At 66.5% G+C, this 11,586-nt stretch carries 6 protein-coding genes; 3 read left to right on the top strand and 3 right to left on the bottom strand.

Features of this window, described 5'->3' with window-relative positions:
- Positions 1-46 precede the first annotated feature (46 nt).
- The gene (locus SR870_RS09790; RefSeq protein WP_322517776.1) at positions 47-2,002 is read right to left on the bottom strand and encodes a methyl-accepting chemotaxis protein; all 1,956 of its coding nucleotides are present in this window, start codon (positions 2,000-2,002) and stop codon (positions 47-49) included.
- A gap of 214 nt (positions 2,003-2,216) precedes the next feature.
- Between SR870_RS09790 and SR870_RS09795 the strand changes: the two genes are divergently transcribed.
- On the top strand, positions 2,217-2,453 hold the full coding sequence (locus tag SR870_RS09795) for a hypothetical protein (protein WP_011440872.1): 237 nt from the start codon (positions 2,217-2,219) through the stop codon (positions 2,451-2,453).
- 54 nt (positions 2,454-2,507) lie between these two features.
- On the opposite strand, the gene SR870_RS09800 is transcribed toward SR870_RS09795, so the two are convergent.
- Both SR870_RS09800 and SR870_RS09805 read right to left on the bottom strand, forming a co-directional pair.
- A complete protein-coding gene (locus SR870_RS09800; protein ID WP_322517777.1) occupies positions 2,508-5,897 on the bottom strand; it encodes an autotransporter-associated beta strand repeat-containing protein in 3,390 nt (1,129 codons plus the stop codon).
- Between the two features lie 311 nt (positions 5,898-6,208).
- Positions 6,209-9,547 (bottom strand): autotransporter outer membrane beta-barrel domain-containing protein, encoded by a 3,339-nt coding sequence (locus SR870_RS09805; RefSeq protein ID WP_322517778.1) that lies wholly within the window; start codon positions 9,545-9,547, stop codon positions 6,209-6,211.
- A gap of 346 nt (positions 9,548-9,893) precedes the next feature.
- Here SR870_RS09805 and SR870_RS09810 point away from each other — a divergent pair, with 346 nt between their 5' ends.
- A complete protein-coding gene (locus SR870_RS09810; RefSeq protein WP_322517779.1) occupies positions 9,894-10,847 on the top strand; it encodes a LysR family transcriptional regulator in 954 nt (317 codons plus the stop codon).
- 36 nt (positions 10,848-10,883) lie between these two features.
- On the top strand, positions 10,884-11,522 hold the full coding sequence (locus SR870_RS09815) for an HAD-IA family hydrolase (protein ID WP_322517780.1): 639 nt from the start codon (positions 10,884-10,886) through the stop codon (positions 11,520-11,522).
- Positions 11,523-11,586: the final 64 nt, after the last annotated feature.

Below are 11,586 nucleotides of genomic sequence, written 5' to 3' on the forward strand. Positions count from 1 at the left end.
CGGGGGCCGAAGCCCCCGCATCGCCGGTCTGTTCGCGATCAGCCGATCACGCGGCGCGGACTTCGCGCAGGAAGGTGTCGACCTGAGTCTTCAGGGTCTCGCCGGTCCGCGACAGTTCCGTCGCGGAGTCGACGACCTGGCCGGCCGCGATGCCGGTTTCGCGCGCGGCTTCGTGGACGCCGCCGATATTGTTCGAAACCTCGGTGGTGGACCGCGCAGCCTCGGCGACGTTGTGGGCGATCTCGCGCGTCGCGACGCCCTGTTCGCGCACCGCGCTGGCGATCGCGGTGGCGATCTCGTTGACCCGGCCGATGATGGTCGTGATGCCCTCGATCGCCGTCACCGAACTCTGCGTCGCGGTCTGAATCGATCCGACCTGGGAGGAGATTTCGTCGGTCGCTTTGGAGGTCTGTTCGGCGAGCGCCTTGACCTCGGCGGCGACGACTGCGAAACCGCGACCGGCGTCGCCGGCGCGTGCCGCTTCGATGGTGGCGTTGAGCGCCAGCAGATTGGTCTGCGCGGCGATGTCGCTGATCAGCGTCACCACTTCGCCGATCTTCTGCGCGGCTTCCGCAAGCCCCTTCACTTCTTCGTTGGTGCGCCCGGCCTGATTGGCCGCCTCGCTCGCGACGTTCGCCGACTGATCGACGTGCTTGCCGATTTCGTTGATCGAGGCGTCGAGTTCTTCGACCGCCGCGGCGACCGCCTGCGCGTTCGAAGTCGCCTGCGACGAGGCGGCGGTGGCCGCCACGATCCGCTGTTCGGATTCCTTCGCCGTGCCGGCCATCGAATCCGCGGTGCCGCGCAGTTCGGTGGCCGCCGAGCCGACCAGTTCGACCACGCTGCCGACGCTCGACTCGAACCGCGCCGCCAGTTCGAGCATCGCCTGTCGTCGTTCATTCTCGTGGGCGACGCGCTGCTGATCCTGCGAGGCGCGCAGCCGTTCGGTCTCGAGCAGGCTTTCCTTGAACACTTCGACGGTACGGGCCATCGAGCCGACCTCGTCGCGCCGGGCGCAGCCGGGGACTTCGACCGCGTGGTGGCCCTGGCTGATTTCCCGCATCGCGCCTTCCAGCGCCCGGATCGGCTTCGCCATGCCGCGGCCGAGCCAGAATGCGATCGCCATCGCGGCCAGCGCCGCGCCGAGCGTCGCCAGCCCGAGCCACTGCAGCGCGCTCGCCGTCAGCGCGGCGTAGGCGCTGGCGTCGCGCACGATCTGCAGCACCGCGACGGGGTTGCCGGAGAAGTTCTTGATCTGGCCGAAGGTCACGCCGGTGGCCTTGCCGCCGAGTTCCTGCTTGCGGATCACCAGTTCGCCGGACATCGCGCGGCGAACTGCATCGGCGTCCGGAGTCAGGCCGGAGATCGACGAGGCAATGACATTGGTGCTCTCGCCGGTGGGCTGTAGAATCGCAACGTCCACCCCGAACCGCGACTTCATCCGCTCGACGAAATTCTGGCCGAACGGCGCGCCGATATCCATCGTCCCCACCAGCCCTTTGCTGTCGACGATCGGCGCCGTGCCGAACACGGTGAGGTTGTCGCGGCCGGGCTCGATGCCGCCCTCGGAGCGTGAATTGGCCAGCGCATCCACCACCATCTTGCGACGGTTGGCGACGTTGTCGCCGAACGCATCCGGCTTGTGGACGCGGGCGAATGTCGTGGACGGCGGAACCTGGATGGTGATCAGGTTGAGGCCGCGCGGGGCGAGCTTGCCGTGAGCCTCCTTCAACAGCGCGATCGTGGCGTCGCGATCGCCGGAGCGAATCGAGTCCTTGACCGATTGCATCGCCGCGAGGGTTTCGCTGAGCGCCAGCGTGGTGCGGGTTTCCGCCTCGATCGCGCCGGACAGGTTGGCGTAGTCCGAGCGAAGCTCCCGCTCCAGCGCAACATCGATGGTTTCTTGCTGCCGCCAGAAGCTGAAGCCTGCCAGCATGGCGCACGATCCGATGGCCACCAGCGTGATCGCCACGATCATCCGCGCCGAAATCGATCTCAGCATCAAAGGTCCCCTTGCCCTGCATCGCCGAACGCCGCCGCGTCGGCCGGTACCCGGTTATCCTGTAATTCGAGAGGTAAAACATTGTATTAACGCGTTAAGTATTCGCGATCGGCTATTCCTTGAATCCGACGCAACAATCGGCGGGTAAGGTTGATCAGTTAGGTTAAGCGCGCAATTGCGTTGACCGCGCCGTCGCCGATGGTCAATTGGCGGCATGATCAAGGACGACGATTACGAACTCGATAGCTCTGGAAACAGGGTGCTGATCGGTCTCTCGTCGGAAGAAACCGCCGAGTTCTTCCGGCTGGACGAGATCATCGCCAAGAGCGGACCGCCGCCGGGCGGCAATGAGGAATGGTACCGACCCGAGGACCGCCGCTGGCTCGAACTCTACGAAAAGCACGAATCCGCCCGCCGCCCGTTTCTCAAGAGCAGCAAGACCATGCATTGAGAAGGTGCGGATCGACGCCGGGCTCCGGCGCCGCAATGACAGGCGTTCGAACGATCACCAGGCGTAGCGCAGCACGCCCTTGCCCGCATAGCTGCGGGTGACGTCGGAGAATTCGCCTTCGAAGGCGGCCGCGACCGAGAAGCCGTTCAACCAGTTCACCTCGGCGGACACCGTCGTCAGCGCCGCATCCCGCGCCGGACGCGCGCCGTTCACGACGAAACTCGCACCGGGCAGCGCCTGGAACGTCGCCGCGATCGAGCGTTCGACGTCGAAATCGTGCGCCCAGGCCGCCCGTCCGCGCAGCGTCAGCAGCACGCCATCCAGCGCAAACGACTTGTCGCTGCGCAGGCCGATCTCGCTGCGCGTCGTGGTTGCGGTCTTCGCAGCATAGTCGAGCGCGAACACGCCGTTGCCGCTCACGGTCTGCTCCGCATAGGCCGGCAGATCGAACGCGGTGACCTGCCCGGCGGCATAGGGCGTCAGGCCGATGCCGCCAATCAGCGGCGCGACGAAGCGGTGGCCGGCTTCGACGCGGGCGGAGTAAGCGTTGGCGTTGAAGTTGGCACGCAACTGATTGATCCCGCCGACGCCGAGTGTCCGCTCGGTGGTGATGTCCTGCCAGCCATAGGCGGCTGCGGCGGTGAGATAGAAGGCGCCAACGCGGTGGCGGACGAAGCCGCCGGCCTGGATCAGGTCGGAGCGGCCGGAGCCCAGGCCGCCGGACAGGCCGAAACTGGTCGCGCCGCCGGCCATCGCGAAGCCGGCGACGGTCTGCGGCGACAGCCAGTAATCCGCGCCGGCGGCAATGCCGTAGAGCCGGCTGGTCGAGGTCGCGGAGCCGAGCGTCGCATTGCCGTCGGTGGTCTGCGAACCGCCGAAGCCCGCGCCCCAACTGACCCAGCGCGGTTCGAACGTCGGCTTCACCGCTTTGATGATGATCGCGTGGGCGTCATGCGCCGAGCCGCCGCGGCCGGCGGTGCCACCCGCCGCGTAGGACATCGCGACCGGCGTCTGATCCGCCGGCCCGCGGCCGTTGCTGAACGGATCGGTCAGCACGCCCATGAACATGCCCATCGCGTTGAACGTCGACTGCTGTGCCCCGGTCGGCGTCTCGCCCGACGCAGCGCTCAGCCCGGCCGGGCCGAGCGCGCCGAACACGATCGGGATGCTGCCGTTGCGCGCGAAATAACCACTCAGCGCGTTGGCGACCTGAGTCTGGTTGCCGTTGAGGCCGCTGTTGATGACGGGCGGCGTCGGTGACGGCTCCGGGGTCGGCGGCGTCGGCGTGTAGTCGAGCACCAGATTGAGATAGGCGTTGTTGGCATCGTAGCCGAGACTCGACTTGAAGCCGGACGGCAGGTTGGTGTTGACCAGCGCGCCAAAAGTGCCGACCACTCCGCCGGTGGCGTTGACGATGGTGTATTGCCGCTCGACATAGCCGCCGCTGGCGAACGACGCGTTCACCGTCGCGCCACCCAGCGTCGCGGTGCCGCTGACATTGGTGCGGTCGGCACTGCTCGGCGACACCTCGACCATGTAGCTCGACGCCGCGGTGAAGACGAGGTTGCCGCTCACATTCAGCGTGCCGATCGAATTGCCCGGCGCCAGCGCGCCGCCGTTGATCAGCGTGGTGCCGACCGTGCCGGTGCCGCCGAGCGCCGCCCCTGCGTTCACCGTCGTCAACGACGACGACGCGATCGAGCCGTTGACGCTGAGCGTGCCGGCATCGACCGTGGTGGCGCCCGTATAGCTGCTGAGGCCCGTCAGAGACAGGTCGCCGGCGCCGCGCTTGACGACTTGGCCGCCTCCGGAAATCACGCCGCCGAAGCTCGTGGCGTCGGAGCGATTGAACGCGAGCGTAGCGTTGTTGCTGACGTTGCCGACGATCGAGCCCGAGGTACCGCCGTCGCCGATCTGCAGCGTGCCGCTGGAGACGGTCGTGCCCCCGGAGTAAGTATTGGTCCCGGTCAACGTGAAAACGCCACTGCCGACGCTGCCGCCGAAGCTGATCAGATTGCCGGTGCCGGAAATCGCGCCACTGAAAGCATGGGCGTCCGAGCGGGCGAACTCCAGCGTCCCGTTGTTGACGACGTCGCCGACGATCGATCCCGCGGTGCCGCCACTGCCGATCTGCAAGAAGCCGCCACTGATGGTGGTGCCGCCGGTGTAGGTGTTCTCGCCGAACAGGAGCAGCGCGTCGCTGCCGAGCTTGGTGACGCTGCCGGTGCCCGAAATCACCCCGCCGAAGCCGATTGCATCAGACCGATTGAACACCAGCGCTGCGTTGTTGGTGATGTTGCCGGTGATCGACCCGGTGGTGCCGCCGCTGCCGATTTGCAGCGTGCCGTTGCTGATCGTGGTGCCGCCGGTGTAGGTGTTGGCCCCCGTCAGCGTCAGCGTGCCGCCGGCGAGTTTGACCAGCTCTCCGCTGCCGGAGATCACGCCACCGAAGCCGATCGCGTCCGAACGATTGAATTGGAGCACGCTGTTGTTGACGACGTCGCCCACGATCGAACCGCTGGTGGCGCCGTTGCCGACCCGCAGCGTGCCCGAAGAAATCGTGGTGCCGCCCGTATAGGTGTTGTTGCCGAGCAGCGCGAGGATGCCGCCCCCGCGCTGGACCAGTTCGCCGCTGCCGGAGATCACGCCGCCGAGGCTGGTGCCGTTGCTGAGATCGACGGCCAGCGTCGCATTGTTGATGATGTCGCCGATGATGGAGCCGTTCAAGCCGCCATTGCCGAGCTGCAGCGTGCCGCCCGATATCGTGGTGCCTCCGGAGTAGAAATTGTTCCCCGTCAGCGTCAGCGTTCCGGTCCCGGTCTTGACCAGCGCGAATTGCGAGTCGCCGTCGCTGAACGTGCCCGAGAATTCCGTGGAGGTGTTCAGGCTGCCGATACTCAAGCTCTGGACCGGGACGCCGGCCGCGATGGCCGCCACCGTCCCGCTGCCCGACAGCGATCCGATCGATATCGAGCCTGAGGTCGTCCGCAGCCCCATGCTGCCGTCATTCTCGATTGCGGCGGTTCCTCCGGACGAAGTCTGGCTGAAAATCAGAGTACCACCCAGGTTCCTGATGGTCGCATTGCCCGCGGTGCTGAAGCCCACGAAGTCGATCTGGCTGCCGGAACCGATGAGGAATTCCTGGGCGTTGCCGGAGTTGTTGACGATGCCGGCGCCGCTCATATTGAGCTGCCCGCCGGATGCGACTCCGATCGTGTAGGTCGGCGTCCCTGCATCGAACGTGAAGCCGGCCGGGCTGCGGATGGTCGTCAGCACCACCGACGTCGGCGCGCCGTTGCTGGTGAACGTTGCCGTCGCACCGGCGTCGGGCACAACCGGGCCGCTCCAGTTCGAAGCCGTGTCGTAGTCCTGGCTCGTCGCGCCGGTCCAGACCTGCTGGGCATGCGCAGTCTGGGCGACCGACAACAAAGCCGTTGTGGCCATCAGCGCCGACACAACAACCTGCCGCCGCCCACGAATTCGAATCAGCTCGGCCGCCTTAAGCCGCGACCCCCGGTCGTCGGCAGTTCGCCGATATTGCAATTCACACCTCGTCACCTCGCGGGCCACGACCGAGCCCGCTTCGTGAATCAGCCTACAGGTTCACAATTGGGATGAACAGGTTGGCGGCGCCGCTTTGCGACAAAGTCGCATCGGGTGTGGATATGAGGCCACAGACGTTCCCGTTTTCGGAACCGTATTTCGTTCTACGGCATACTCGTTCGCGCGGTTCGAACCGAGCGCGCGGCGCACGATCACCAAGCGTAGCGCGCCACGCCCTTGCCCGCATAGCTGCGGGTGACGTCGGAGAATTCGCCTTCGAAGGCGGCCGCGACCGAGAAGCCGTTCAACCAGTTCACCTCGGCGGACACCGTCGTCAGCGCCGCATCCCGCGCCGGACGCGCGCCGTTCACGACGAAACTCGCACCGGGCAGCGCCTGGAACGTCGCCGCGATCGAGCGTTCGACGTCGAAATCGTGCGCCCAGGCCGCCCGTCCGCGCAGCGTCAGCAGCACGCCATCCAGCGCAAACGACTTGTCGCTGCGCAGGCCGATCTCGCTGCGCGTCGTGGTTGCGGTCTTCGCAGCATAGTCGAGCGCGAACACGCCGTTGCCGCTCACGGTCTGCTCCGCATAGGCCGGCAGATCGAACGCGGTGACCTGCCCGGCGGCATAGGGCGTCAGGCCGATGCCGCCAATCAGCGGCGCGACGAAGCGGTGGCCGGCTTCGACGCGGGCGGAGTAAGCGTTGGCGTTGAAGTTGGCACGCAACTGATTGATCCCGCCGACGCCGAGTGTCCGCTCGGTGGTGATGTCCTGCCAGCCATAGGCGGCCGCAGCGGTGAGATAGAAGGCGCCGATGCTGTGGCGCACGAAGCCGCCGACCTGCACCAGATCGGAGCGACCGGAGCCGAGCCCGTCGGCGAGGCCGAAACTGGTTGCGCCGCCGGCCATCGCGAAGCCGGCGACGGTCTGTGACGACAGCCAGTAGTCGGCGCCGGCGGCGATGCCGTAGAGCCGGCTGGTCGAGGTCGCGGAGCCGAGCGTCGCATCGCCGTCGGTGGTCTGCGAACCGCCGAAGCCCGCGCCCCAACTGACCCAACGCGGTTCGAACGACGGCTTCACCGCTTTGGTGATCATCGCGTGGGCATCGCGCACGGAGCCGCCGCCCGCGTAGGACATCGCGACCGGCGTCTGATCGCCAAGCCCGCGACCGTTGCTGAACGGATCGGTCAGCACGCCCATGAACATGTTCATGGCGTTGAACGTGGTCTGCTGAACGCCGGTCGGCGTCTCGCCCGCCGCAGCGCTCAGCCCGGCCGGACCGAGCGCGCCGAACAAGATCGGGATGCTGCCGTTGCGCGCGAAATATCCGCTCAGCGCGTTGGCGACCTGGGTCTGGTTGCCGTTGAGGCCGCTGTTGATCGGCAGCGGCGACGGCGTGGGTGTTGGAGTCGGTGTCGGCGTAGGCGTAAAGTCCAGCACCAGATTGAGATAAGCGTTGTTGGAATCGTAGCCCAGACTCGACTTGAAGCCCGACGGCAGATTGCTGTTCACCACCGACCCGAACGTGCCGACGATGCCGCCGGCGGCATTGAGGATGGTGTATTGCCGCTCGACATAGCTGCCGCTGGCGAAGATCGCGTTGACCGTCGCGCCGCCGAGCGTCGCGGTGCCGCTGACGTTGGTGCGGTCGGCGCTGGTGGGCGACACCTCGACCATGTAGCTCGACGCCGCGGTGAAGACGAGATTGCCGCTCACATTCAGTGTGCCGATCGAATTGCCCGGCGCCAGCGCGCCGCCATTGATCGATGTGTTGCCGACCGTGCCGGTGCCGCCCAGCGTGCCGCCGGCATTGACCGTGGTCAGCGACGAGGTTGCGATCGAGCCGTTGACGCTGAGCGTGCCGGCATTGACCGTGGTGGCGCCCAGATAGGTGTTGATCCCGGACAGGGTCTGGTGGCCGCCATTGAGAATGACGCCGCCGGTCGGCGCGCCGAAATCCGTCTTGATGATGCCGGCGAAATCCGATGCCGCGTTGGCGATCACCAGATTGTTGTTGTGCAGGGTGACGATGCTGCCGGCGACGCCGCGCAGCGCCTGAACCGTGGCGTCTCCGCCGGCATTTTGGCTCGCCAGCGTGACGCCGCTGGCGGCGAGATTGACCTCGCTGGAGGCCGCGATGGCGCTGACATGTCGAAGGTCCAGCGTGGCCGACGCCGAGCTGAGCGTGGTCGGGCCGCTATAGGTGTTGACGCCGAACAACCTGAGCGACGAATTTTGCCCGACGGTCAGGCCGCCGCTGCCGTCGATGACGCCGTTGAAGTTGGAGCCGAAAACAAAGTCGGTGCGCTGGACCGTCAGCGTGCGGCTGCCGAGATGGACCGCCGTGCCGTTCTGGCCCTGCAAGCTCTTGATCGAGATGCCGGCGTTGGCCCCGGAAATGTCCAGCGTCGTATTGGCCTGCAAGGTGACGCCTGCACCGCTGAAGTCGGCCGCGCCGGTCAATGCCAGCGTACCCGCATTGATCTGGATGGCGCCAGCGCTCGGGCCGGTACCGCTGAAGCTGAAGGTGCCGGTGCCTTCCTTGATGGCGCTTAGCGTGCCAATGAAATTTCCGGTGAAGCTGGTGGACGCATTGTCGCCACCGAAACTGAAGGCGTGGCCACCTCCAAGATTCACATTGCCGGCGCCCGCCAGCGATGCCACGGTCTGTTGTGTATTGGTGAGGTCGAGCGTCGCACCGGCGGCAATCGTCAGCGCCGAGGCGCTGCTGAGCACGTTGTTGGCGCCGGTCTGCAGCGTACCGTTGAGGATGGTCGTCGCGCCGCTATAGGTGTTGGCGCCGGACAGGACCAGCGTGCCGGTGCCGGACTTGTTGACCACGCCGGTGCCGGAAATCACGCCGCCATAGGCCGTCGTATCGGAGCGGGTGAAGGTCAGCGTGCCGCTGTTGACGATGTCGCCGGTGATCGAGCCGAGGGTGCCGCTGTCGCCGACCGTCAGGAGCGCGCCGGCATTGATCTGCGTGCCGCCGCTATAGGTGTTGGCGCCGGTCAAGGTGTTGAATCCGCCGGAGACGAGCATCTGGCCGGCGCCGCTGATCGCGCCGCTGATGGTGCCGCCTCCCATGGTCGCCAGGATCCCCAGCGCGACATCGGTCGCGACCGAGCCGGAGTCGAGGAACAACGAATTCGTCGCGATGGCGCCCGCCCCGGTCACGGTGGACCCGCTCCCGACAGTCAGGGTGTTCAAGACCAGTGTCGCGCCGCTATTGATGCCGATTGTGGCGCCGGACATCGTGATCTGCCCGGCATTCGCCGTGGTCGCGGCCACCACCGGGGTGGTCGGCGTGGATGCGATCGTCGAGACGTCGGTTGAGGTCGGTGCGACGCCGGTGCTCCAATTGGCGCCGTTGGAGAAGTCGCTGTCGACGTTGCCGTTCCAGGATTGCGCCTGCAGCGCCTGCGGATAGACCACGATGCCGACCAGCGCGGTCGACAGCAGCAATTGCTTGATCCGTGCCGCGGCGACGGACGCGATCCGCACCCTGCCGTTCGCGATCCTGCCACCCCTCACCGTCGGCACGTCCATCGTCGCGTCTCCCCAAAGCGCTGCCGTTCCGACGCACGCGGGCGCGCCGGCCGGGTCTTGTCTTCATCGATGGCGTGTAGCTCGGCCGCTTGCGACACCGCCGCATGCGCGTTCGCTCCGCCCCCCAGGGGGACACTAGGAGCGCGGCAACGGGATGAAAAATTATGTCTTTGAATGCCGACCATAGCGCCGGTGAATGGTTTGGGCCGCGCTCCCGTGCCGACAATGAGGGCCGGCTGCGACAATTCGCCATGGCAGGCGGGCCGCCGCTCATCTATCTATCAGCCGCGCGAATGATTGAAGTTTGCGTCGCAAGATCAAGGCTACAGGGGGACGGCGGGGGCCGATGGCGACGATCAACCTGCGTAATGTCGACCTCAATCTGCTGATCGTGTTCGACGCGGTGTATGCCACCGGCAATATCAGCCACGCCGCGCGGCAACTGGCGCTGAGCCAGCCGGCGGTCTCGAACGCGCTGACGCGGCTGCGCGAGCATTTCGACGATCCGCTGTTCGTGCGCGCCGGCCGCGGCGTCAAGCCGACGCTGCGCTCGCAGCAGATGATCGACCCGGTGCGCGAGGCGCTGCGGCTGATCCGCCAGCAATTCGACGGCGATCGCAGCCTCGATCTCGCCTCCTACAAGCGCACCTTCCGGATCGTGATCGTCGATCCGCTGGAGCCGATCCTGATGCCGCCGCTGCTGCGCGAGATCACCGCGCATGCGCCGCAGGTGACGATCGAATCCCGCCCGCCCTGGAACACCAACGTCACCGACGACATCATCGCCGGCACGCTGGATCTGGCCTGCTACACCTTCCCGGTCAGCGCGCCGGGGCTGGTGTTCGAGACGATCTGCCCGTGCGACAACGTCGTGGTCGCCCGCCGCGGCCATCCCGGGATCGGCGCCACGCTCGACGCCAGGACCTTCATGGCGCTGAACCAGGTGGCGCTGATCAACGAGCTGCGCGGTCACATCAATATCGATCGCGACATCACCACCCGCGGCGGCAACCGGCGGATCGCCTACATGGTCAACAAGGTCTGGTCGATGCCGGCGGCGGTCGGCAGCAGCGACCTCGTCGCGGTGTTGCCGCGCCGTTTCGCCGAACTGATGGCGCCGGTGTTCAATCTGCAGATCCACGAATCGCCGGTGCCGATCTCGGAACAGCACTTCCACATGATCTGGCACGAGCGAAACACCGACGACCCCGGCCACAAATGGCTGCGCGACACCATGCTGGAGGCGATGCATGCCGGCGCCTCGCCGCCCGGACTGGTGGCCGCCGCAGCCGCGTGCTAGCCCTCGCTGCAATCAACAGCGGGGAGACGAAACGCGATGGTCGAGGCGGTGATCTGGGATTTCGGCGGGGTGCTCACCTCCTCGCCGTTCGAGGCGTTCGCACGGTTCGAGATCGAGCGCGGGCTGCCGATCGACATCATCCGCCGCACCAATGCCGCCAATCATTTCGAGAACGCCTGGGCGAAGTTCGAGCGTGCCGAAGTCGATCTCGACACCTTCGACGCGCTGTTCGCGGAAGAATCGCGCGCGCTCGGCGCCGAGGTCCGCGGCCGTGAGGTGCTGCCGCTGCTGTCCGGCGATCTCCGCCCGCAGATGGTCGAGGCCCTGCGCCGCGTCAAGCAGAGCTTCAAGACCGGCTGCATCACCAACAATCTGCCCGCCAACGCGATCGGCTCGGCCTCGGGCCGCACGCTGTACGTCGCCGAAGTGATGGCGCTGTTCGATCACGTCATCGAGTCCGCCAAGATCGGCCTGCGCAAGCCGGATCCGAAGATCTATCGGATGATGACCGATACGCTCGGCGTCGACCCGGCCAACTGCGTCTATCTCGACGACCTCGGCGTCAACCTCAAGCCGGCGCGCGAGATGGGCATGACCACGATCAAGGTCACCAGCGCCGATCAGGCGATCAGAGACCTCGAAGCCGCGACCGGGCTGAAGCTGCGCGCCGACTAGAGCCGTTCCGTCTCCGATGGAATCAGCACTGGCGTTCTGGGACTCTGACCACAGGCACAACCTC

This window comes from Rhodopseudomonas palustris (assembly GCF_034479375.1).
GTDB lineage: Bacteria > Pseudomonadota > Alphaproteobacteria > Rhizobiales > Xanthobacteraceae > Rhodopseudomonas > Rhodopseudomonas palustris_M.